Raw genomic sequence first — 22,013 nt, forward strand, 5'->3', positions numbered from 1 at the left:
TGACGCTCGCTCACGCGTGAACCGGCACCGACCAAGAGCATTCTGCGCAGCCCCCGCAGGGACAGACAAGTCGGTAGCGGGATTTCGCCCGGTCGAGCATGTGGTTTACCCCGATTGCGGTGCACGGAGTAGCGTCGAGCCATGTCGACCGAGGTCAGCAACAACACCGCACTGGAACGTTTCGAGATCTACGTCGACGGTGCGATCGCCGGCTACGCCGAATACCAGGACACGGCCTCCGAACGCGCGTTCGTGCACACCGAGATCTATCCGCGGTACGAGGGCCAGGGCTACGCGCGACTCTTGGTCGAGACCGCACTGAACAGCACCCGCGACGACAAGCTCGGCGCGCTGCCCATGTGCCGCACGGTCCACCACTTCATCGAGACCCGCCCGGAATACCTCGCGATGGTGCCGCACTGGGCGCGCGACCGGCTGAACCTGCCGCAGTGACTCAGTACGCCGCCACGGCGCCGTCGAGCGCCGCTTGTAGGTCCTTGCGCACCAATCGGGCGATGTCACCGGGCCGGGCGGGCAGGTCGAGCACCGGGACGCCGAAGTAGAAGCTGGCCGCCTTGGCCTCCTCCTTCGTCGGCTGCACCGCCGGGTCCTGGCGCGGGCCGTAGCTCAGCCCCATGGACAGCAGCACGGGCTCCGCGCCGAGTTTCATCGCGCGGAACGCGATGTGGCCGATGCCGCTGCCCACCGCCTGCACCTGGGTCGGGTCGACGTCGTTGCAGGTTCCCTCTGGGAACACCGCGACGCCGTCGCCGCGAACCATCCGCTCCGCGCAGACGTCCATCATGCGCTGACCGGCCGCGTTCACCGCGCGGATGCCGTGATCCTTGCCGCGGAACACCGGGATGCCGCCCATCATGTCGATCTTGCGCCGCTGGTCGGGGTCGGCGAACAGCTCGTCCTTGGCCAGCACGCGCACCCGCCCGATCACCCGCCGCAGCCCGCTGCGCCAGGCCGCCGCGGCGACGGTGTAGGGATCGTTTTCGGATAGGTGGTTGATCGCGATCAGTAGCGGCCGACCCTGTTCGACCACCGCGCGGAGCGATTCACGTGCCCCTTCGGCGTAACTGACCCTCGGATGGTAGCGGCGGCCGAGAATGGCGTACGCCCCCCACGCTTTCACCCGGTTCTGGCGATGATCACGGTAGAAGTCGTACACGGTGTCGCTGTTCTCGAGGCGCACCTCGGGCGGTTCCATGACCTTGGACTCTACGGTGTCGCGGCAGCACCGCAACGCGGCGTCCCACCGCCGGCCCCACCCGCCCGGCAAATCCGGAAGACAGAAGTGGGCCGCAGAAGGCGCATTGTGGGCGAACAGCTGAGATGATGTCGGAGTGGCACGCGCAGAAGACCCGGACGATCGGAAGACTCGCGGCGGACACGGCGACCGCAGGCGGCGCGATTTCCGGCCCGGCGAGCAGGCGGTACGTGCCGGGACACTGCTGGTGTCGGCCACCGAGTTGGTCGAACCCACCTTCCGGCGCACAGTCGTCTACATCATCGAGCACAACGACGCGGGCAGTCTCGGGGTCGTGCTCAACCGTCCGAGCGATACGGCGGTGCACGATGTGCTACCCCACTGGACGGACACGGTCGCGGCGCCGCGCACGCTGTTCATCGGCGGCCCGGTGAAACGGGACGCCGCGCTGTGCCTCGGAACCGTCCGGGTGGGCGCGCAGATCGATGGCGTACCGGGGCTGCGTCGCATCGACGGGCGCGTCGTGTTGGTCGACCTGGACGCCGATCCCGAACGCGTCGGCCCGCTCGTCGAGGGAATCCGCATCTTCGCGGGCTACGCGGGCTGGACCTTCGGCCAATTGGAAGGCGAGCTGGAGAACAACGACTGGATCGTGCTGTCGGCATTGCCGTCCGACCCGATCAGCACGGGCCGCCCGGACCTGTGGGCGCACGTGCTGCGCCGCCAGCCACTGCCGCTGTCCCTCCTGGCGACACACCCGATTGAACTCGAACGCAACTGAGAACGTGTACTCCTCGAAAGGATCGAAGGAGACACGGTATGAGACACGACAACTGATCTGGCGAGAACATGGGTGACTCCTCGGGTACGCCCACAAACCGGCCCCGCACCACAAGCGGAGAGGGATCTAGTTGTGGGCAACGAAACGGATCGGCCCGACGATCAGTCCGAATTGATGCGGGCTCTCTATCGCGAACACGCCACCCCGCTGTGGCGGTACACGCTCGGCCTGGTCCGGGATCCAGGGCGAGCAGAGGACATCGTGCAGGAAACTTTGCTGCGGGCATGGCAACGCCCGAACGTGCTGGATCAATCCACCACGTCGGCGCGTGCGTGGTTGTTCACCGTGGCGCGGAATCTCGCCGTGGATGAGCATCGCAGCGCCCGCAGCAAGCGCGAGTTCCGCACCGACAACCCGCCCGAAAGAGCCGCCCCGGACCAGTCCGACCGGGCACTGGACGGGTGGCTGGTCGCGGACGCCCTCGGCAAGCTCAGCGCCGACCATCGCGAGGTGATCGTGCGGGCCTACTACCGAGGACTGTCCACCCACCAGATCGCCGAGGAACTCGAGGTCCCGCCGGGCACGGTGAAATCCCGGATGCACTACGGCATGCGCGCATTGCGACTGGCACTACAGGAGATGGGGGTGACGAATCAATGACGGATATCACGGACGACTACACCACGTGGGACGGACCGTATGTGCTCGGCTCCCTCACTCGTGCTGAGCGCCTCGAGTACGAACGCCACCTCGCCGGCTGCACCGAATGCCGGGCCGCGGTGGCCGAGCTGGCGGGTCTGCCGGGCATGCTCGCCTTGGTCGAGACCGAGATCGCGCTCGCCATGATCGAGCTGCCCGCCGAGACTGTCGCGTCGATGCCGCCACCGCCGCCGATGCCGCAACTACCGCCGATGTCGCAACTGCCGACCGCGCCGACGCCACCGACGCGGCTCGCCGACGCCGCCGAACGGCGCAACCGGCGCAGCCGGTGGACCACAGTCGGCGTGGCGGTGGCAGCGGCCGCGGCCGCAGTGGCGATCGCGGTGCCGATAGCTGTCACGATGTCGGAGCCGGATCAATCGGGCACACCGGACACCACCGCGCAGGCTTTCGTCGAACGCCCGATGGATCCGCTGGAGGCGACGCCGGTCTCGGCGAACTTCAAGCTCTTCGCGGAAGGCGATCAGACCCGGCTCGTGATGACCTGCAGCTACCCGCCGGGTGAGCAGCAGCGCTACAACTGGGATCTGGCCCTGTACGTCACCCGCACGAATGGACAGCAGCAGAGACTCGACCAGTGGCCCGCGGGCCCCGGCACCGAACTGACCATCGATCGGACCATCGACGGCCCGCCTGATCAGGTCCGCTCGGTCGAGATCCGCGCCGCGACCACCGGCCGGGTGTTGCTGGCCGGCACGGTCTGATCGATCGAACGATCCCCCGCCGGGCCATGGCCGGCGGGGGATCGTCGTGCGGCAACCCCGGTCAGCGCGTCTGACGCCGGAAGATCGAGGACGACCACAGGTACCCCACCACGGTGAGGCCCACGCACCAGCCGATCGCGATGATGCCGTTGTTGCCGATCTCGGTGCCCATCAGCAGGCCGCGCAGGGTCTCGGTGAACGGCGTGAACGGCTGGTATTCGGCGAACTGGCGCAGCCCGGCGGGCATGGTGTCGGTGGCAACCAGCCCGCTGCCGAGGAATGGCAGCATCACCAGCGGGAAGGGCGTGTTGCTCGCGCTCTCCGGATTCGGCGCGAGCAGGCCCAGCGCCACCGACAACCAGGTGAGCGCGAACATGATCATCGCGAGCAGCGCGAACGCGGCGATCCATTCGGGCAGGTTCGCGTTCGGGCGGAACCCGATCAGCAGCGCGATCGCGACCATCGCGGCGATGCCGGCCAGCGCCTGGATCAGCGCGCCGACCACGTGGCCGGTGAGCATTGCCGATTGCGCGATGTCCATCGTGCGGAACCGGTTCACGATGCCCTTGGTGCTGTCCGTAGCGACCGACACCGCGACCGAGACCGTCATGTACGCCGGAATCATCAGCAGCATGCCGGGTGCGAGGTAGTCGATGTAGTTTCCGCCGGAGGACTTCTCCAGCGCGCCGCCGAAGACGAAGTTGAACACCAGCAGCAGGATGGTCGGCATCACGATGACACCGAAGGTCATGCTCGGATAGCGCTTGGCGCGCACGAGGTTGCGCCGCAACATGGTCGCCGAATCGGCGAGCGCGTAGGACATAGCACTCATTGCACGGGTTCCTTTTCGGTGGTGGGGTGGCCGGTGAGGGTGAGGAATACGTCGTCGAGGTTGGGGGTGTGCACCGAGAGCCCCTCGACCTCGATCTGTTCGTAGTCGAGCCGATCGAGCACCGACCGCAGCGATTTCACGCCGCCGTCGCTCGGTACCGCGAGGGTGAGGTTCTCCTCGTCGTCGTCCGGCGTCGGTGCGGCGGCGCCGAGCGTCTCGGCGGCGGCGAGCAGAGCGGACCGGTCGGCGAACGACAAGCGGATGTGCCCGCCCGGCACCAGCCGCTTCAGTTCGGCGGCCGTGCCTTCAGCAACGATCTTGCCCCGGTCTAGCACCGCGATGCGGTCGGCGAGCACGTCGGCCTCCTCCAGATACTGGGTGGTGAGGAAGACCGTGACGCTGTAGTCGTCGACCAGTCCGCGAATGATGTCCCACATCGACCGCCTGCTGCGCGGGTCGAGCCCGGTGGTCGGCTCGTCCAGGAAGATGATGCGCGGATCGCCGACCAGGGTCATGGCCAGATCCAGGCGCCTGGTCATGCCGCCGGAGTAGGTCGACGCGACCTTGTCGGCCGCGTCCACCAAGTCGAAGCGCTCCAGCAGATCCGCGGCCAGCCTGCGGTTCTCGCGGCGCGGCAGATGGTGCAGATCGCCCATCAGCAGCAGGTTCTCCCGGCCGGTGAGCAGCTCGTCGACCGCGGAGAACTGGCCGGTCACCCCGATTTGCGCCCGCACCTGCTTGCGCTCGGCGGCCAGATCGTGCCCGCCGACCCGGATTTCACCCCCGTCGGCGTTGATGAGCGTGGTGAGGATCTGCACGGTGGTGGTCTTGCCCGCGCCGTTCGGGCCGAGCAGCGAGAAGATCGTGCCCTCCGCGACGGTGAGATCGATGCCGCCGAGCACCACCTGCTCGCCGAACGTTTTCCGCAATCCCCGCGCCCAGACTGCGGGTGGGCGATGGCCGTTCACCATGATTCTTCCTTTCGAAATATATGCCTTCATGCGAATGTGGGCATGTTTCACCCGCACCGCCCCCGGAGTCGGGTGCGGCGATTGCCGGGTGGGTTATTCGCTTGTCGCGCCGGTGCGCCCTAGGCGCACCTACTAAATGTCCAGATCCTCGATCTTCGGCCCCTCGGCCAGGTCGACCACCCGCTGATAGAACTTGTCGGGAATGTGCCCTTTCAGCTCGGCGAGCGAATCCACCACGACGAAGATGAACTCACCCCAATCCTGCTGCCCGACGCCGAGCAGGCGACGCCAGCTCTTCGGGTCCCTCCAGTCCTTCAGCCACTTCGCACCGGCGTCGGCCGGGTAGTCGTCCCAGTTCGAATACTGGGCGTGCATCACGTATTTGCCCTTGCGGCTGCGATACACCTTGACGTGCTCGATCCGCGTATCGTTGACGTCGTGCCACTCGCCGAGGAGGGTGCCGGAGAAGCGAACCTGTCGCACGCCGTCGCGACCGACTTTGAGCACAATCTCGTCGAAGCCTTCCAGTCGACCCTCCTCGAGTTCGATGAACCGGCGCAGCGCCGTGACCACCGCCCCCGAGAGGTTGCCGCCGACCAGCTCCTGCGCGCGCTGAAAGAGCGGGAGGTCGTCATCGGCAACGTAGATCGTCTTGTTGGGCATGAACTCACTATACGTAGATGTATACGTACACGCAAGGATCCGTAATCGCATCTCTTGATCCGCCGTTGAACCATCCGGCGGCCCAGCCCGTATCACTCGTGTACGCAGTCGAACGTTCGTCAGCGGAAGGGAGTGCCGATGCGGGTCGTGGACTACTTGGTGCAAGCGGTTTCGGCGCTGGGCGTGAAACACATCTTCGGTGTGGACGGCGCCAACATCGAGGACTTGTACGACGCGATCTTCGACGCATCGGATGACGTCACCGGCGTGATCGCCAAACACGAGTTCGCCGCGGCCACCATGGCCGACGGCTACGCCCGCAGCACCGGCGGATTCGGCGTCGTCGCAGCGACCTCCGGCGGCGGTGCGATGAATCTCGTTGCCGGACTTGCCGAATCGTTCGCGTCCCGGGTTCCGGTGCTCGCGTTGGTCGGGCAGCCACCGACGTCCCTGGAAGGCAACGGCGCCTTCCAGGACACCAGCGGGCGGGCGGGCGCCATCGACGCCGTCCGCCTGTTCGGCGCGGTCAGCACCTATTGCGCGCGCGTGGAGACCGGCGCCGACCTGCCCGGTCAGATGGCCAGGGCGGTCGGCGCCGCCCGGCGCGGCGGGCCCGCGGTACTGCTGCTGCCCAAAGACGTGCAGCAGGCCGACCTGGGCGACGCCGCGCCGTTCGACTTGTCCCCAAGGACGCATCGATCCGACCGGGGCGCGGCAGCCCGCGTGCGCGACGCGCTCGCCCGGGCCCGGCGCACCGGCAAGATCGTGATCATCGCCGGTGACCAGGTCGCCCGCGACGACGCGCGCGACGAGCTGGCTCGCCTGGCCACCGCGCTGGACGCCGCCGTCGGCGTCGCGCCGGACGCGAAAGACACCTACGACAATGCCGACCCGGCGTTCTGCGGCGTAGCGGGCACCATGGGTCATCCGGAGCTGGCCGCGGCCATCCGGTCCTCGGCCCTGTGCCTGCTGGTCGGCACCCGGATGCCGGTCACCACCCGCGCCGGCCTCGAGCCCTTGCTCGCCGAATGCACGGTGGCCAGCATCGGCGTCACCCCGCCGTACCTCCCTGCCATCCACGCGACCAGCACCGATCTGTCGCGCACCCTCGCCGAGCTGACTGCCGAACTCTCCGGCGGCGCGGTCGAATCCGAACGCGCCGGCGCGGCTCAACCGCCGACGCCGCTGCGTGTGCCCGACTCGTCCGGCCCCGGCCTGCGCTATCGGGATCTGGTGGAGACGATCGAGGCCGCACTGCCGGAGGGCACCGACGTGTTCGCGGATGCGGGCAACACCGGCGCCGCGGTGGTGCACCATCTCCGGGTCCCGCGCGGCGGGCGGTTCGTCGTCGCGCTCGGCATGGGCGGGATGGGCTACGCGTTCGGCGCGGGGATCGGCTCCGCGTTCGCGCGGCACGCCACCGCGGATGGCACGCGGCGCACGGTGGTCATCGCGGGTGACGGCGCGTTCTTCATGCACGGCTTGGAACTGCATACCGCGGTCGAGCATGCCCTTCCGGTCACTTTCATCGTGCTGAACAACAACGCGCACGCCATGTGTGTGACCAGGGAGCAGCTGTACTACCAGGATCGATACAGCTTCAACCGATTCCGTCCCGCATACCTCGGCGCTGGCGTCGCGGCCATGTTCCCCGAGCTGCCCGCGTTCTCGGCGCACACCGTCGGCGAACTCGACCGCGCGCTGCGGTACTGCCTGGAAACCGAAGGGCCGTCGTTCCTTTCGATCGAATGCGACCCCGACGAGATTCCCCCCTTCCTGCCCTTCCTGACCACCATCGAGCAATCCAGGAACCCCTGATGAACAAGGCTCGCCCAGCTCCCGCTGGCGCACGCCGAGAGGAGTACACCGTGACGACCAGTTCCCTGCCCGCACTCAGCGACATCGAAGACATCCCGCCAGGCGTGCTGCGCATCGAGAACTCCGACAAGGACGCGACCACTCCGATCATCATGGACATGCTCCGATCGGTGTACCCGCACGATCAGATCTACGGCGATTACTGCCCGGTGCAGGCCTACATCGACGCACCGCCGCGCGAGGTGTACGAGTACCTCGCCGATACCAGGTCGCTGGAGGAGTGGACCTACAGCCTGCGCGGATTCGTCGAGACCGAGGAACCCGGACTGTGGCTGGCCTACGACCGGCTCGGCTCCGAAACCAAGATCTTCACCCGCACCGTCGCGCACCCCGACGCGATGACCGTCGACTACCACTGCGCGTGGGATCAGGGACAGCACCTGTGGATGATCTACCTGCTGCGCGTGGTCGACGCGCAAGTGGTGTTCAACAAGCCGGGTTCGGTCGTGCTGTGGGTGAACTGCAAGCACCCGTTCTACGACGAGAATCCCTACCCCGAGACCGCGCCGCCGAAGCGGCCGGTCTGGGTCGGCGACTTCTGGGAGATGTTCTCGGCCGGCCATCAGCTGGAGATGGACAACCTCAAGGCGATCTGCGAGTACCGGGCAGCGCACGGCCTGCCCATCAAGCCCGACTGGATGAAGTGAGACGCACGTGAGCAATCCTCTACACCACGACACCTCGGGACTGCCGCCGGTCAGCCTCGTCGACGTGTCCAGCTATCTGCCCGGCGAGCCGGTCGGCACCGAATACTTCACCCAGTTCGCGCGCTCGGACCGGATGGCGAAGAACGTCATGTTCCGCGCGCCCAAGGGCCGCCACCATGTGGCACGCGACGAGACCGCGGTGGACATGGTCGAGCGGGCGGTGGCGCCGCTGATCGAGCGTCACGGCGAGGACGCCATCGCGGACGTCGACGTGCTGATCACCCATACTCAGCTGCCGGACAACCCGGTGCTCGGCTGCGGTCCCGAAGTGGCGCGGCGGCTCGGCATCCGTCCCTCGTTCGTCTACGACGTGCACAACGGCGGTTGCGCGGCATTCGTGCACATGATGGCGATGGCTCGCATGGTGTTGCAGACCACCACCGCCCGCACCGCGCTGATCGCGGTGACACAGAATTGCGCCGGGCCGGTGTTCACCCAGACCGAGATCCGCAAGCTGGCCCAGGCGCCGGTGCCCGGCGACGGCTGCGGGGTAGGGCTGCTCCGCAAGGACGACAGCGCGCCGATTCTCGACATCGAATGCCGCACCTATCCCGAATTCGCCGGGGACATGGACTTTTCCACCAACGGCGACCGCAAGTACTGGGAACCGGGCGAGGGGCAGGGTTGCGTCAGCTTCACCGAGTCGAAGGTCACCAAGGTGTTCGCGCGTGGCAACCGCCTGGTCCCCGAGGTGGCGCTCGCGGTGTGCGATCGGATCGGCGTGAAGGGGAAAGAGGTCGACACCTTCGTCACCAACCAGCCGAACCGTCTGTTCCTGCGCAACTGGCACGACGCATTGGAGCTCCCGCCGGAGCGGCATCCGGACACCTTCGACTCCTGCGGCAATCTGTTCGCCGCCGGTATCCCGGTGACCCTGGATGTGGAGAACCGGGCGGGCCGGCTGGCCAACGGATCGCTGGTGCTGATGGCGGCGTTCGCGCACGCGGGCGACTTCGCGGGCGCGGCCGCTATCCGCTGGGGCGCGGCGCGATGAGCGCGCGCATCGCCCACGGACCTTTTCGACGTCATCGCTCCGCACGGTCGCCGCTGGACCGGGCGGTCCGACCGTCCGGCGAATGGCTGGTTCCGATGTCGGCGTTCGTATGCACCGCACCCGTCGGTTGGGGAGGCCCGCGATGACCGTTCGCATGGCCGACGAGACACGGCCATCGCGGCGGCACCTTTCTTCGAGAATGCCGCCGCGATTCGACCTGAGCCTGAGCGAGAATCCGTTCCCACCGCTGCCCTCGGTGCTGCGGGCGGTGCACGTGACGCTCGCCCAGGCGAATCGGTACCCCGAATTCCTGCCGCGGCGACTGCCCACGCTGATCGCAGAGCACGTAGGTGTGCGGGCGGATCAGGTGGTGGTCGGATCGGGCGCTACCGGGGTGGCGATGCAGATCATCCAGTCGCTCGTCCGGCCGGGAGCGGAAATCGTCTACGGCACGCCCACTTTCGACGGATACCCGATCATGTGCGAGATGACCGGCGTAACGGGCGTGCCGGTGCCGCTCGACAAGGCGGGCAATCAGGATCTGCGGGCGATGCTACGGGCCATCGACAAGCGGACCGCACTGGTCGTGGTGTGCCGCCCACACAACCCGACCGGGACGGTGATCCCGGCCGACGAACTGAAAGCGTTCCTGTCCGGCGTGCCCGCCGGAGTGCCGGTCCTTCTGGACGAGGCATATGTGGAATTCCTGGGCGCCGGGGAGTTCCTGGACCCGGTCGCGCTGATCGCGAAATATTCCAATCTCCTCGTGCTGCGCACCTTTTCGAAGGCCTACGGCCTTGCCGGGCTGCGCATCGGTTATGCCTTCGGCGGAAGCGAGCTGACCGCACGAGTTCGCAAACTGCAACTGCCCTTCGGAATGAGCGCGGCGGCCGTGGCCGCAGTCACCGCCTCGTATGCCGCCGAGCCCGAACTCACCGCCCGAATCCTCCGCATCACCGAAGCGCGAGACGCACTCCGCGCCACACTCCTGACCAGCGGCCTCACGGTCCCCCAAAGCCACGCCAACTTCCTCTACCTCCCCGGCCCCGGCATCGTCACCGCCCTACGCCGCGCGGGCATCGCCGCCAAGTCCTACTCCGACGGCAGCGCCCGCATCGCCGTCGGCGACCCAGCCGCCGACCGCGCCGTTCTCCAAGCCCTTACCTCGACTTCGACATCACCGTAGGCACAAAACACCGCAACCGGCAGCGAGGGAAGGTGCTGCGGTCATGTGGCGAGGTGGTGCTGGCCGCCTATCCCAGCCAATCCAAGACGGACGCCGCAGTCCAGGACTGCTGCATGCTGCCGAGCGGTTCGCCGGTGAACGGCTCGTAATACTCGGCGAAGGCGCCGTCGCTGGCCTGACGCAGGCCCTCGGCACGCAGCATGAACGAACGTTCGGCCCAGCCTCGCCTGGCGAAGACCCAGGAGAACAGCCAGCTCATCACCGGCCACACGGGGCCGCGCCAGTACTCGCGGGACCGGAAGTCCTTGGAGACCGGCGAGGTCGACGGCGGCAGCGCGTAGCGCAGATCGGGGTGTCCGCAGAAGCGTGGTCCCTCGAACAGCCGCAGCAGGCTGCGCTCGGTGTCGCGGGGCAGCCCGCCGCACAGCAGGGGGGCGAACATCGACAGCGTCTCGGTGTTGATCCAGCGCCGCAATCGCACGTCGAAATCGCGCGCGGCGCCGGTGCGGGCGTCGGCGGTCGCGATGACGCCCGCGCGAAAACGGTCGGCCCACGCATGCAGGTCGCGCACGTCGGCGTTGGGTTGCTTGTACTCCTCGCCGATATTCGCCAGGACCTCGCAGGCCAGCGAGAAGATGCCGGTGACGAACACGTCCTCGACGGCGAAGCTCATGGTCGAGGCGAGCTGGTAGTCGTCGTAGCCGGCCCGGCGCATCTGCTCGACCAGCCATAGATAGCGGTCGTACTCGCGGTCGGTCGGGCGCTGGCTCGGATCGGAGATCACCAGCACGTCCTCGCGACGGTAGGGCGGCAGGTCGCCGGGGACCACGTTCTCGTAGGCGCGGTCCCAGCGTGGCGAGTTGTCCATCCCGGATTCCCAGCCGTGATACAGCGTGATCCGGCCGGTCTCCTTCGGGTCGCGGGCGTGCGCCAACCAGCGGTGCCAGCGCACCAGGTCCGGCCAGCGCCGGTTGAGGAACTCCTCGGCCACCGACCTGGTAGACCGCCCGTGCCTGCGGGAATGATCCAGAATCCGCTGCACGGCGATGGCGTGGACCGGCGGCTGGGTGATCCCGGAGGTGTCCGGGCCGTCCGGTGCGTTGGCGGCCAGCTCGCGGCACTCCCAGCGGGCCGGGCCGGGAAAATAGCCGTCCACGCCGTTGGCGAAGACAATGTGCGGGATCATCCCGTTCTTCCACTGCGCGGAAAGCAGCGTGTCCAGCTCGACCACAGCCCGCTCCACACTGAGCGGAGCCAACCCCACCGCGACGAACGCCGCGTCCCAGCTCCACATGTGCGGATACAGTCGTGGCGCCGCGGTGGTCATCGTGCCCAAGTCGTTCCCGCGCAGCAGGTAGGCAGCGCGGGCCGCGAGCTGGGTTGGGCTGAAACCCGGGTGTGCCATCCCCCTATTCTGCGATGTCACCCGTAGATATGCCCGCTCAGCGGTGTCCGTTTCGACTCCGTCCCACCGGCCGCTGGCCTGGTCGTCTTCGGCGGTTCTCAACCTCGAATGCCCCATCCCGTGATCGCTGCTCGAGAATTGTCGGTCGCTGCATGCCTGGATCGCTAGTCCTTCGTCCAGTGCTACGGGTTTTTACGCCTTACTTCCACCGCCGGTTACGGTGGGGCCCATGACTTCGGCCGCGACCTCGAAACCGACCGCGTTGATCACCGGTGCCAGCCGCGGGCTCGGCGCCGCCATCGCCCGCGAGCTCGCACCGACACATGACCTGCTGCTCGGCGCCCGATCGGCCCAGGCGCTGCGCGGCATTCTGGCGGAGCTGCCCGGCGCAACGGGCTGGCCGGTCGAGTTGACCGACTACGCCGCGGTCGCCGCGGCGGCCGCGCCGATCCAGCGGCTGAATGTGCTGGTGCACAACGCCGGTATCGCCGACCTGGGTACCGTCGCGGGCTCCACGGTCGAGCAATGGCGAAACACTGTGGAAGCCAATCTGATCGCCGTAGCGGAGCTGACCAGGTTGCTGCTTCCCGCGCTGCGAGCGGCCAACGGCCATGTGGTGCTGATCAACTCGGGCGCCGGGCTGCGGGCGAACGCGGGCTGGGCCTCGTACGCCGCGAGCAAGTTCGGGCTGCGCGCGTTCGGCGACGCCCTGCGGCTGGAAGAACCCGATCTGCGCGTGACGTCGATTCATCCGGGTCGCATCGATACCGACATGCAGCGCGAGATCATCGCCGGGGAGGGCCGCGAGTACCGGCCTGAGGAGTTCCTCACACCGGAGACGGTGGCGTACGCGGTGCGCGCCGCCATCGACACCCCGCGGGACGCGCATCCCACCGAGATCGTGCTGCGGCCGTCCTGATCGACCGGCGCTGCGCCGGATCGCACCGCGTCTGTGCCAGCGCACGCGCCGGACGCCACCACTGCCGCACGGCGCGGCGGGACGGTGTGCAGTCCAGCCGGGTTCCAGCGCACTCGTCACGCCCGATGACGTGCTGTTACCGCACCGCCTACGCCGGTCGAGTCAGGCGACGATGTTCACCAAACGCCCCGGCACCACGATCAGCTTGCGCGGCGCCGCTCCATTGAGCAGCTCGGTGATCTTCTCGTCGGCCAGCGCGGCCGCCTCGATCGTCGCGTTGTCGGCGTCCGCCGCGACCTGAATCCTGCTGCGCACCTTGCCGTTCACCTGAATCGGGTACTCCACCGACTCCTCCACCAGCAGCGCGGGATCGGCGACCGGGAAGGGGCCGTGGGCCAGGGATGCGGCGTGACCCAGCCGTTCCCACAGCTCTTCGGCGATGTGCGGGGCGAGCGGAGCCAGCATCAGCACCATCGGCTCCACCACCGAGCGTGGCGCGCCGCCCGGGTAGGTCTTGGTCAGGTGGTTGGTCAGCTCGATCAGCTTGGCGCCCGCCGTATTGTCGCGCAGGGCGGCGAAATCCTCGTCCACACCCGCGATCGTCTTATGCAGCAGGCGCAGCGTCTCGTCGGTCGGCGCGGCGTCGGTGACCCGCAGCGCGCCGGTCTCCTCGTTCACCACCAAGCGCCACACCCGTTGCAGGAACCGGTGCGCGCCCACGACGTCCTTGGTCGCCCACGGCCGCGAGGTGTCCAGCGGACCCATCGCCATCTCGTAGAAACGGAAGGTGTCTGCGCCGTACAGATCGCACATCTCGTCGGGAGAGATGGCGTTCTTCAACGACTTCCCGATCTTGCCGTACTCCTGGAACACCTCGATCTCGGTTCCGGTGGCGTCGGTCCAGAAGAACGTGCCGTCCCGCTCGACGACCTCGGCGGCGGGCACGTAGGTGCCACGCGCGTCGGTGTAGGCGTGCGCCTGGATGTAGCCCTGGTTGAACAGGCGCCGGTACGGTTCGCTCGCCGACACGTCACCCAGGTCGTACAGCACCTTCTGCCAGAACCGGGCATACAGCAGATGCAGCACCGCGTGCTCGACGCCGCCGACGTACAGGTCGACGCCGCCCGGGTCGTTCTCGCCGTGTTCGGCGGGACGCGGGCCCAGCCAGTACGCCTCGTTCTCCTTGGCGCAGAACGTCTCCGCGTTCGTCGGGTCGGCGTAGCGCAGTTCGTACCAGGAACTGCCCGCCCACTGCGGCATGACGTTGGTGTCGCGACGGTAGCGCTTGGGCCCGTCACCCAGGTCCAGTTCGACCTCTACCCAGTCGGTCGCCTTGGCCAGCGGTGGGGACGGTTCGGAGTCCGCGTCATCCGGGTCGAAGGTCACCGGGGCGAAATCGTCCAGCTCCGGAAGCCGCACCGGCAGCATGGAATCCGGCAGCGCGTGTGGCGCGCCCTGCTCGTCGTAGACGATCGGGAACGGCTCGCCCCAGTAGCGTTGGCGGGCGAACAGCCAGTCGCGCAACTTGTACTGGATGGTGCCCTTGCCGTGGCCGTCGGCCTCCAGCTCGGCGATCATCGCCGCCTTGGCCTGCTCGACGGGCATGCCGTCGAGGTAGTCGGAGTTCACCAGCACGCCTTCGCCCGCATGGGCGCCCGTGGACAGGTCGCCGCCGCTGATCACCTCGATGATCGGCAGCCCGAGAACGGAGGCGAACTCCCAGTCGCGATGGTCGTGCCCGGGGACCGCCATGATCGCGCCGGTGCCGTAGCTGCTCAGCACGTAGTCGGCGATGAAGATCGGCACGGCCTTGCCGTTGGCCGGGTTGATCGCGTAGTTGCCCAGGAAGACGCCGGTCTTCTCCTTGTTCTCCTGGCGCTCCAGATCCGACTTCGCCGCGATCGACTTGCGGTAGGCCGCGACGGCGTCGCCCGGTGTCGCGGCGCCGTCATTGGTCCAACGGGGGTCGGTGCTCTCCGGCCACGAGGCCGCGGTGAGCTTGTCGACCAGCTCGTGTTCCGGTGCCAGCACCACATACGTGGCGCCGAACAGGGTGTCCGGGCGGGTGGTGAAGACCTCGATCTGTTCGCCGTCGGCGTCGAACTTCACCTGGGCGCCGCGGGATCGGCCGATCCAGTTGCGCTGCATGGTCTTCACGTTCTCCGGCCATTCCAAACGGTCCAGGTCATCGACCAGTCGATCGGAATAGGCGGTGATGCGCATCATCCACTGCCGCAGCCGCTTGCGGAACACCGGGAAGTTGCCACGCTCGCTGCGGCCGTCGGCGGTGACTTCCTCGTTGGCCAGCACGGTGCCGAGGCCGGGGCACCAGTTGACCACCGAATCGGTCTGGTACACCAGCCGATACGAATCCAGCAGCGCGCCGCGATCGTCGGGCGACATCGTGTTCCAGGACCCGCCGTCCGGCACGAGCCGCGCGCCGGAGGCGAATTCCGCCTCCAGCTCGGCGATCGGGCGGGCCCGGTTCAGCTCCACGTCGTACCAGGCGTTGTAGATCCGCAGGAAGATCCACTGCGTCCAGCGGTAGTACTCCGGATCGGTGGTCGCGAAGCTGCGGCGCCGGTCGTGGCCGAGACCGAGCCGGTCCAGCTGCCGCTGCATGGTCGCGATATTCGATTCGGTGGTCACCCGGGGATGTGCGCCGGTCTGCACCGCGTACTGCTCGGCGGGCAGGCCGAACGCGTCGTAGCCCAGCGCATGCAGCACGTTGCGGCCGTGCATCCGGTGATAGCGCGCGAAGACATCCGTGGCGATGTAACCGAGCGGGTGCCCGACGTGCAGGCCCGCGCCCGACGGGTACGGGAACATGTCCTGGATGAACAGCTTGTCGTCCGGGGTCGCGCCGGCCAGCGGGCCGACCGGATTCGGCGCATGAAAGGTCCCGCGCTCGTCCCACGCCTGCTGCCATCGGCGTTCGATACGCCCGGCAAGCTCCGCGTTGTACCGGTGCTCTGGTACATCGCTTTCGGTTGCACGTGTGTCCTGCACGGTCCTGCCTTCTTGTGGTCGCCGATCCCCGTCGAACTTCGCCTATCAGGGTAGAACGTGTGGTCGGCAGGACCGAAAATCGGGCTGGCCTGGACTTCCGGCCGCGTCGCCTGCGAACGGCCCGTCGCAGGCCGGTCGGCACCGATGCGCTAGCCTGCATGGGTGTTCGTCGTCGCTCTCGTCCTGTTCGTGCTGGCTGTGGTGGCCATCGCAACCGGCGCACTCGGGCTGACCGGCCGTTTGCCCCGAAATCGTTTCTTCGGGGTGCACACCGAGGCCGCGCTGTCGAGCGACGAGACGTTCCGCGTCGCCAATCGTGTCGCCGCGCCCACGTCGATCGCGGCCGGGGCGCTCCTGTTCGCCGGTGGTCTCGTCGCGCTGGCTGCCAGCGGTTTCGTGGCGCTCGTCGTCGCGGCCGGTACCGCCGTCGTCGCGCTGTTCACCCTCGGTGCAGGCGCGACCGCCGCCGCACAGGCCGCCGACGAGCTCGCCCCGCCCGCCGAGGTCGGTGGCTGCGGCAGCTCCTGCGGCGCGTGCTCGCTGCGCGACGCCTGCCAGCCCGCCAGCTGACCGGATACTCCGGGCGGCGAGCGGGATGCACTGTGCTGCAGGCCGCGAACTGGCCGATTTACCTTCCGCACCTGCAGCGGGTGCGTCGCTGACATAAGAGTGAGCCGCCGGCCGGGCGACTGAATCGGCGAACTCCACCGGCGCGGCAGAGCCGCACGGTAGCTGTCGAGCCGACCTATTCCGCACATGCTGGTGGCGCGACGCTGCGCGACAGCGGGCTGTCCACCGGAGTGATATAGAGCACGCACAGCAGTACCGGCACCGGCCCTGAATTGCGCGCCACGTGCGGGAAGCGCGGTCCACTCGGCTCCCGGAAGACCCGCAGGCGGCGGTAGGTGACCGGCGCGCAATCCGCTCCGGGATGGTCCAGTGTGCCCCGGGCGACCAGGACGAACAGCGTGCCGTCGTGATAGTGCCACCCGCTGGTGCCGCCCGGCTCGATGAGCGTCTGGCGCAGAATGAACGCCCGCCGCCCCAGCCGGAACCGGAACAGTATGCGACTGGCAGCCCCCTGCGCGGGGGCGGGGTTCGGCTGATATTCGCGCAGCGTCATCGGCCGATCGAACCACCCACCGCGCCTTTCTCAGTGGGCTGGGGTGCCGAGATCAGGCTCCACACGGGCATCAGTTAACTTTTCGCAACTATCCCACAAATCACTCTAGTCACACCATGCACAGGTGGCTATCGTCAAATGGCATGAAAATCGCATGGTTTAGCCCAAAAAGCCGTTGCCTCAACGTCGTGCTGTCTCTTATCGCGCCGCTCAGCATCATTTCAGCTATCACTTCGCTAGCGGTCGCCGCGCCCACCGGCCCCGATGTGTCGTCCTGGCAGCACCCCGGTGGACGCATGATCGACTGGTTCGCCGTCAAGCGCGCCGGGCACGACTTCGCCATGGTCAAGGCCACCGAAGGGATCCACTACGTCAACCCGTACTTCCTGGCCGACAGCCTGCAAATGCGCGCCGCCGGGATGGCGCGCGGGACCTACCATTACGCCCGGCCCGCCTTGCCGCCCGAACCGCAGGCCGCGATGTACGCGGCGGTGGCGCTCGGGCAGAACGGCCCGCTCGACCTGCCGCCGGTGCTCGATCTCGAGGATTCCGGCGGGCTCAGGCCACCAGCGTTGATCGACTGGACTCGCCGCTACCTGGGCACCGTGCAAGCACTCACCGGCCGTGTCCCGATCATCTACACCTATCCCAGCTTCTGGCGCACGGCGATGGCCGACACCGGCGAGTTCGCCGGATACCCACTGTGGATCGCCGACTATCGCGGCAACCCCCAGCCCGAAGTCCCCGGCGGTTGGCCGACTTGGACGTTCTGGCAGACCACCGACCGTGGCACGATCCCCGGCATCGCGGGCCGCGTCGACCTCAACGTCTACAGTGGCGCCCAGGGCGACCTCGCCCGCTTCGCGAACACACGTGGCCTCACCGGAAGCGGCTGACCGCATTTCAGGGTGGGTGCGGGAGGTGGAGCCGCTACCCGCCCAGTCGAGTAGCGGCTCCACCTATGGGGAAAGCCGCGGGAAAAGATGGCCATGGCTGCACGGGGCCGGTCGCGGCTGAGGTATCAGGCGCCGATTCGGCCGCCGTTCTTCTTCCACACTGCCACGACCGAAGGACGCGGCTGAGCCGTGCCACCGTCGGGCCAGTGCGAGAGGGGGTTCTCCGGTGTCGCGTCGTCGGCCTCGCCGGGGTGCTGGACGCAGACGATGACCCGTGACTCCGTGATCACCGGGCCGCAGGTCTCCGCGCCGCGCGGCACGGTGAGGAACTGTTTGGTCTGGCCGCGGTTCGGACCGTCGAGCACCACGGAGAACAAGCCGTCGTTCGACTTCAGGGCATTGCCGTCGGTGGAGATCCACAGGTTGCCGTACGGGTCGAAGGCCAGGTTGTCCGGGCAGGAGATCGGGCTGACCTTGGACTTGTCGTAACCGGCGAAGTAGGTGTCCGCGGCCGCGGGGTCACCGCAGACCAGCAGGAGCGACCAGGTGAACGTGGTGCCGGTGTGGTTGTCGTCGATCTCCAGCACTTGGCCGTTCTTGTTGAGTTTGCGCGGGTTCGCCTCGTCGGGGCCCTGCTTGCCTTCCGCGCCGCGATTGTCGTTGTTGGTCAGCGCGACATACACCTTGCCGGTGTAGGGGTTGGCCTCGAAGTCCTCCGGGCGGTCCATCTTGGTGGCGCCGACCTTGTCGGCCGCCAGCCGGGTGAAGACCGCGACCTCTTCGGCACTCATGCCATCGACCAGCGACTTGCCCTTGCCGTCGGCACCGGTTTCGAGCAGCGGAATCCACTGGCCGGTGCCGGTGAACCCCTTCTCCGACGGCTTGGCGCCGGTGCCGTCGATCTTGTCCGGGTGGTCGCCGGTGAGCTTCGCGACGTACAGCGTGCCCGCGTCCAAAAGGGTCAGGTTGTGCCGCATGCTGGACGCGCCGGTGCCCGGCTGCATCTTGCGCGAGGACACGAATTTGTACATGTAGTCGAACTTTTCGTCGTCGCCGGTGTAGGAGACCACGTCGCCGTTCTTCGTGATGTAGATGTTGGCGCCCTCGTGCTTGAGCCGCCCCATCGCGCTGTGCTTGATCGGCGTCGAGTTCGGATCCCACGGGTCGATCTCGACCACGTACCCGAACCGGTTGGCCTCGTTGGGTTCCTGCGCCAGGTCGAAGCGCTTGTCCGCGCGCTCCCACTGGTTGGCGGTCTTGCCCGCGACGAGACCGTAGCGCTTCAGCCTCGCGGTGGCGGCAGGGTCGGTCACCTTGTCGCCGCCCGCGAAGTAGCCGTTGAAGTTCTCCTCGCCGGAAAGCACTGTGCCCCAAGGCGTGAGCCCACCGGCACAGTTGGCGAAGGTACCGAGGACTTTGCTGCCGGTCGGGTCGGCCGAGGTCTTCACGAAATCGCTGCCCGCGGCGGGGCCGGTCAGCTTGAACTCGGTGGTCGCGGTGATCCTGCGGTTGTACTTGCCGAAGACCGGAGCCAGCTTGCCCGAACCCGATTCGCCCTTGACCTCGACCACGGTCAAGCCGTGCGCGGCCATGGTGATCGCGATCTGCTCTTCGGTCGGCGCGTCCTTGTTGTAGCCGCGGAACATGTGCGGGCCGGTGGTGTACTCGTGGTTGACCACGAGCAGATAGCCGTTGGCCTGGCCCTCGATCGGCAGCAGGGCCGCGAAATCGTTGTTGTAGCCGAACTGCTTGGTCTGCGCGGCGGCGGTCTGCTTGTCGAAGTCGAAGGCGGGCGCGTCCGGGAACAGCGGGTCACCCCAGCGGATCACCACGGACTGCTCGTAGCCGTCGGGGATCACCACGGCGTCTTCCTTGTTCGGCGCGACGGCGGTGAAGTCGGTGCCGGTTCCGGGCGGCCCCGCGGGCTTCGTGGATCCCGCCGGGGCCGGTTCGTCGTCGCCGCAGGCCGCGAGCACGCTGCCCGCGCCGACCGCGAGCACCGCGGCCGCGCCACCCTTGATCAGGCCGCGCCGGTTCAGGGAGCTGACGATGTCACCGAAGTAGGCACCGGCGGAGGTGTTGGGCGCCTCGTGGAAGCACGCGTTCGCGCACTTGTACTCACATGTGACGGCGGCGCGTGACGACTGGCCGTCGTGCTTCACGAAAAGGGCGAGTGGCTGAAGACTCACGGTGACTCCTGGGTTGGGCCGACGGGCGCACGGTAGACCATCTGGACCATCCGGAAAAGACGGCAAAGTGAACAGCCTCCCAATTAGGTAACCCTCAAATTGCCCGGCTATCGCGCAAAGCGAATGCCGCGTCGATTCGATATCTGGAATCGACGCGGCATTCCCACTGGCGGATAGGTGCGGAGCCCACTAGACGTTGACCGGAAGGGCGATGACGACCTCGCTCTCGTTCTCGGGCAGATAGTGCGCCTGCACGACACGACCCATCTGCACCTGTCCGACATTGCCGGGGGCGAGGAACTTCGTCACCCGGGTGGCGAAGTTCGATCCGTCCGGCCGGGTGACCACCAGACCGAGTTCGACCTCGGAGTAACCGTCGCGGATCGTGCCGGTGACCGACAGCGATTGCACCACCGCCTGGGTGGCGATGCCGCGCTCGGCGATGTCGAGCTTGTGCCGGGTGGTGATGCCCTTGCGGATCAGCGACTCGTTGATCGCGTGCTGCGCGGCGGACGCGTTCCCGGACAGGTCGACCTCCACCTTGTCGGTCCGATCGGGCAGGTAGCGCACCGGAAGCACGACGCCGGGACGCAGCAGGGCCAGCTCGGTGAGCGGCACGATCAGCTTCGCCGACGAGGCGAAGGTCTTGCCGTCCGCGCCCTCAACGCTGAACTCGATACGGACCTGCGGCTGGTCGTTGACCGTCAGCCCGGTCTCGCGCACCGACTGGACCGTGCCCAGCCCGGTGCGCCCGTCGCGGAACTCGGCGCTGTTGCGGCCGGTGAACGCGGCGGCGATGCCTTCACCCGTGAACGCGAAGACCAGCGGCACCAGCGTGAACGCGAGAATCGGCAGCGCCATCCCGAAGCCGAGCCAGCCCATCCCGGCGGGCTCCCATTCGCTTGTGGGGACGTAGGTCACCGCGTGATAGACGTAGTAGCCGATCGCCGCGGCACCGAGGGCGAGGGCGATGAGACGGATCTTGCTCATGACATTCCTTCTGGGATGAATTGTTTCGGGCTTCGCCGCGACCCGTCATCCCGGTGCGGAGACCGGGATGACGGGTGCGGATCGGGGGCATGCGGCGATCAGGCGCCGACGATGGACGAGCAGGCGAAGGTGATGTCGAACTTCGACGTCTTAGGTCCCGCCAGCGGGTTGGTCAGGTCGGGGGCGCCCACACCCTCGCCGGTGACCTTGTAGGTGTTGCCGTCCTTCACCACCTTGGCCGAGCCGCCGGGCATGCCGTTGCCGAAGCCGACCGCGTAGGGCAGGCCGTTGTCGCCGCCCTTGCTGCCCGCGATCGCGACCGCCTGCACAGTGTCGGCGTCGGTGATCGTCGCGCTCACCGAGAGGTTGCCGTAGGCGGCGTTGTCGGTGTCGGTCAGCGCGAGCGCCAGCGTGCCGCCCTGCTTGGCGCAGGTGGTGATGAACTTCGCTTCGAGCGCCTTGCCCTCGACCGACGCGATCGACTTTCCGGCAGGAGCGCCCGGACCCGGCTCGGCCGAGGAAGGCGCGGGCGCGACGGGCGAGCTGCTCGCGTCGTCGCTGCATCCGGTGACGAGCAACACGACGGCGGCGGACGCGGCGAGAGCGGCGGAGGCGAAACGGATGGTGTTCATGATCTGTCCTTGTGGTTCGTGGGCGCGGCGCCCGGTCTTGGTTTCTTTCGGCCCGCGGTGTGGAGCCGATGAGAAAAAGCTAGGAACGGTTCGCGCCCTACCGATCCCAGGTTTCGCGCCGATGGCCTCCTCACGCACCACATCGGCACGCCCCGATTTTCGAGCGCAGCGAGACCGAGCATTGCCCGTTCGCGGCCC

21 protein-coding genes are annotated in these 22,013 nt (G+C 67.7%); 11 read left to right on the forward strand and 10 right to left on the reverse strand.

Translation table 11 applies throughout. From position 1 onward, the window contains the following. Window positions 1-141: 141 nt before the first annotated feature. Window positions 142-453, forward strand: a complete 312-nt coding sequence (locus NA4_RS30590; RefSeq protein WP_067477949.1) for a GNAT family N-acetyltransferase — start codon at window positions 142-144, stop codon at window positions 451-453. 1 nt (window position 454) lies between these two features. On the opposite strand, the gene NA4_RS30595 is transcribed toward NA4_RS30590, so the two are convergent. Beyond that, the gene (locus NA4_RS30595) at window positions 455-1,216 is read right to left on the reverse strand and encodes a lysophospholipid acyltransferase family protein (protein ID WP_067477953.1); all 762 of its coding nucleotides are present in this window, start codon (window positions 1,214-1,216) and stop codon (window positions 455-457) included. Window positions 1,217-1,352: 136 nt separating this feature from the next. Between NA4_RS30595 and NA4_RS30600 the strand changes: the two genes are divergently transcribed. The 3 genes from NA4_RS30600 to NA4_RS30610 all read left to right on the forward strand — a co-directional run bounded on the left by NA4_RS30600 (window position 1,353) and on the right by NA4_RS30610 (window position 3,421). Further along, complete coding sequence (locus NA4_RS30600) at window positions 1,353-1,997, forward strand: YqgE/AlgH family protein (protein ID WP_067477956.1); 645 nt, start codon at window positions 1,353-1,355, stop codon at window positions 1,995-1,997. A 132-nt stretch (window positions 1,998-2,129) separates the two neighbouring features. Beyond that, the gene (locus NA4_RS30605; protein ID WP_281180078.1) at window positions 2,130-2,657 is read left to right on the forward strand and encodes a sigma-70 family RNA polymerase sigma factor; all 528 of its coding nucleotides are present in this window, start codon (window positions 2,130-2,132) and stop codon (window positions 2,655-2,657) included. Further along, complete coding sequence (locus NA4_RS30610; RefSeq protein ID WP_067477958.1) at window positions 2,654-3,421, forward strand: anti-sigma factor family protein; 768 nt, start codon at window positions 2,654-2,656, stop codon at window positions 3,419-3,421. The genes NA4_RS30605 and NA4_RS30610 overlap by 4 nt, the downstream gene beginning before the upstream one ends. Window positions 3,422-3,482: 61 nt before the next feature. On the opposite strand, the gene NA4_RS30615 is transcribed toward NA4_RS30610, so the two are convergent. The 3 genes from NA4_RS30615 to NA4_RS30625 all read right to left on the reverse strand — a co-directional run bounded on the left by NA4_RS30615 (window position 3,483) and on the right by NA4_RS30625 (window position 5,887). Further along, a complete protein-coding gene (locus NA4_RS30615) occupies window positions 3,483-4,253 on the reverse strand; it encodes an ABC transporter permease (RefSeq protein WP_067477960.1) in 771 nt (256 codons plus the stop codon). Further along, entirely contained in the window at window positions 4,250-5,224 is a 975-nt protein-coding gene (locus NA4_RS30620) for an ATP-binding cassette domain-containing protein (RefSeq protein ID WP_067477964.1), read from the reverse strand. Before NA4_RS30620 ends, NA4_RS30615 begins: the two co-directional genes overlap by 4 nt. A 132-nt stretch (window positions 5,225-5,356) precedes the next feature. Then, window positions 5,357-5,887, reverse strand: coding sequence for an EXLDI protein (locus tag NA4_RS30625; RefSeq protein ID WP_067477967.1), 531 nt, complete (start codon window positions 5,885-5,887; stop codon window positions 5,357-5,359). Between the two features lie 138 nt (window positions 5,888-6,025). On the opposite strand from NA4_RS30625, the gene NA4_RS30630 reads away from it, so the two are divergent. The 4 genes from NA4_RS30630 (at window position 6,026) to NA4_RS30645 (ending at window position 10,652) form a co-directional block, all read left to right on the forward strand. Beyond that, complete coding sequence (locus NA4_RS30630) at window positions 6,026-7,705, forward strand: thiamine pyrophosphate-binding protein (RefSeq protein WP_067477969.1); 1,680 nt, start codon at window positions 6,026-6,028, stop codon at window positions 7,703-7,705. A 50-nt stretch (window positions 7,706-7,755) separates the two neighbouring features. After that, window positions 7,756-8,412: a DUF8713 domain-containing protein gene (locus NA4_RS30635; protein ID WP_157129394.1), complete on the forward strand. Its 657-nt coding sequence runs from the start codon at window positions 7,756-7,758 to the stop codon at window positions 8,410-8,412. 40 nt (window positions 8,413-8,452) lie between these two features. Continuing rightward, window positions 8,453-9,466, forward strand: coding sequence for a 3-oxoacyl-ACP synthase III family protein (locus NA4_RS30640; protein WP_067478005.1), 1,014 nt, complete (start codon window positions 8,453-8,455; stop codon window positions 9,464-9,466). A 154-nt stretch (window positions 9,467-9,620) separates the two neighbouring features. Further along, on the forward strand, window positions 9,621-10,652 hold the full coding sequence (locus NA4_RS30645; protein ID WP_373862855.1) for an aminotransferase class I/II-fold pyridoxal phosphate-dependent enzyme: 1,032 nt from the start codon (window positions 9,621-9,623) through the stop codon (window positions 10,650-10,652). A gap of 67 nt (window positions 10,653-10,719) precedes the next feature. Here the strand turns inward: NA4_RS30645 and ggh are convergent, their stop codons facing one another. Then, entirely contained in the window at window positions 10,720-12,057 is a 1,338-nt protein-coding gene (ggh, locus tag NA4_RS30650; RefSeq protein ID WP_067477977.1) for a glucosylglycerate hydrolase, read from the reverse strand. A 229-nt stretch (window positions 12,058-12,286) separates the two neighbouring features. Here ggh and NA4_RS30655 point away from each other — a divergent pair, with 229 nt between their 5' ends. Next, window positions 12,287-12,976, forward strand: a complete 690-nt coding sequence (locus NA4_RS30655; RefSeq protein WP_067477980.1) for an SDR family oxidoreductase — start codon at window positions 12,287-12,289, stop codon at window positions 12,974-12,976. Window positions 12,977-13,138: 162 nt separating this feature from the next. On the opposite strand, the gene leuS is transcribed toward NA4_RS30655, so the two are convergent. Continuing rightward, entirely contained in the window at window positions 13,139-15,985 is a 2,847-nt protein-coding gene (gene leuS / locus NA4_RS30660; RefSeq protein WP_067477982.1) for a leucine--tRNA ligase, read from the reverse strand. Window positions 15,986-16,147: 162 nt separating this feature from the next. On the opposite strand from leuS, the gene NA4_RS30665 reads away from it, so the two are divergent. Then, window positions 16,148-16,555, forward strand: coding sequence for an SdpI family protein (locus tag NA4_RS30665; RefSeq protein WP_067477984.1), 408 nt, complete (start codon window positions 16,148-16,150; stop codon window positions 16,553-16,555). Between the two features lie 175 nt (window positions 16,556-16,730). On the opposite strand, the gene NA4_RS30670 is transcribed toward NA4_RS30665, so the two are convergent. Beyond that, window positions 16,731-17,108, reverse strand: a complete 378-nt coding sequence (locus tag NA4_RS30670; protein WP_067477987.1) for a cupin domain-containing protein — start codon at window positions 17,106-17,108, stop codon at window positions 16,731-16,733. Window positions 17,109-17,251: 143 nt separating this feature from the next. Between NA4_RS30670 and NA4_RS30675 the strand changes: the two genes are divergently transcribed. Continuing rightward, window positions 17,252-18,004: a glycoside hydrolase family 25 protein gene (locus tag NA4_RS30675; RefSeq protein ID WP_067477989.1), complete on the forward strand. Its 753-nt coding sequence runs from the start codon at window positions 17,252-17,254 to the stop codon at window positions 18,002-18,004. Between the two features lie 125 nt (window positions 18,005-18,129). On the opposite strand, the gene NA4_RS30680 is transcribed toward NA4_RS30675, so the two are convergent. The 3 genes from NA4_RS30680 to NA4_RS30690 form a co-directional block, all read right to left on the reverse strand. Continuing rightward, window positions 18,130-20,193: a PhoX family protein gene (locus NA4_RS30680; protein WP_067477992.1), complete on the reverse strand. Its 2,064-nt coding sequence runs from the start codon at window positions 20,191-20,193 to the stop codon at window positions 18,130-18,132. 189 nt (window positions 20,194-20,382) lie between these two features. Then, window positions 20,383-21,183 (reverse strand): hypothetical protein, encoded by an 801-nt coding sequence (locus NA4_RS30685; RefSeq protein WP_067477995.1) that lies wholly within the window; start codon window positions 21,181-21,183, stop codon window positions 20,383-20,385. Window positions 21,184-21,281: 98 nt separating this feature from the next. Then, complete coding sequence (locus NA4_RS30690; RefSeq protein WP_067477998.1) at window positions 21,282-21,815, reverse strand: lipoprotein LpqH; 534 nt, start codon at window positions 21,813-21,815, stop codon at window positions 21,282-21,284. Between the last annotated feature and the right edge of the window lie 198 nt (window positions 21,816-22,013).

It is taken from the genome of Nocardia amamiensis NBRC 102102, from assembly GCF_001612745.1.
GTDB lineage: Bacteria > Actinomycetota > Actinomycetes > Mycobacteriales > Mycobacteriaceae > Nocardia > Nocardia amamiensis.

Coding starts and splice junctions, on each gene's coding strand:
- NA4_RS30685 (WP_067477995.1), bottom strand. CDS start 21,183: ATGAGCAAGATCCGTCTCATCGCCCTCGCCCTCGGTGCCGCGGCGATC.
- NA4_RS30610 (WP_067477958.1), top strand. CDS start 2,654: ATGACGGATATCACGGACGACTACACCACGTGGGACGGACCGTATGTG.
- NA4_RS30615 (WP_067477960.1), bottom strand. CDS start 4,253: ATGAGTGCTATGTCCTACGCGCTCGCCGATTCGGCGACCATGTTGCGG.
- NA4_RS30655 (WP_067477980.1), top strand. CDS start 12,287: ATGACTTCGGCCGCGACCTCGAAACCGACCGCGTTGATCACCGGTGCC.
- NA4_RS30670 (WP_067477987.1), bottom strand. CDS start 17,108: ATGACGCTGCGCGAATATCAGCCGAACCCCGCCCCCGCGCAGGGGGCT.
- NA4_RS30630 (WP_067477969.1), top strand. CDS start 6,026: ATGCGGGTCGTGGACTACTTGGTGCAAGCGGTTTCGGCGCTGGGCGTG.
- NA4_RS30625 (WP_067477967.1), bottom strand. CDS start 5,887: ATGCCCAACAAGACGATCTACGTTGCCGATGACGACCTCCCGCTCTTT.
- NA4_RS30595 (WP_067477953.1), bottom strand. CDS start 1,216: ATGGAACCGCCCGAGGTGCGCCTCGAGAACAGCGACACCGTGTACGAC.
- NA4_RS30590 (WP_067477949.1), top strand. CDS start 142: ATGTCGACCGAGGTCAGCAACAACACCGCACTGGAACGTTTCGAGATC.
- NA4_RS30645 (WP_373862855.1), top strand. CDS start 9,621: ATGGCCGACGAGACACGGCCATCGCGGCGGCACCTTTCTTCGAGAATG.
- NA4_RS30690 (WP_067477998.1), bottom strand. CDS start 21,815: ATGAACACCATCCGTTTCGCCTCCGCCGCTCTCGCCGCGTCCGCCGCC.
- NA4_RS30620 (WP_067477964.1), bottom strand. CDS start 5,224: ATGGTGAACGGCCATCGCCCACCCGCAGTCTGGGCGCGGGGATTGCGG.
- NA4_RS30675 (WP_067477989.1), top strand. CDS start 17,252: ATGAAAATCGCATGGTTTAGCCCAAAAAGCCGTTGCCTCAACGTCGTG.
- ggh (WP_067477977.1), bottom strand. CDS start 12,057: ATGGCACACCCGGGTTTCAGCCCAACCCAGCTCGCGGCCCGCGCTGCC.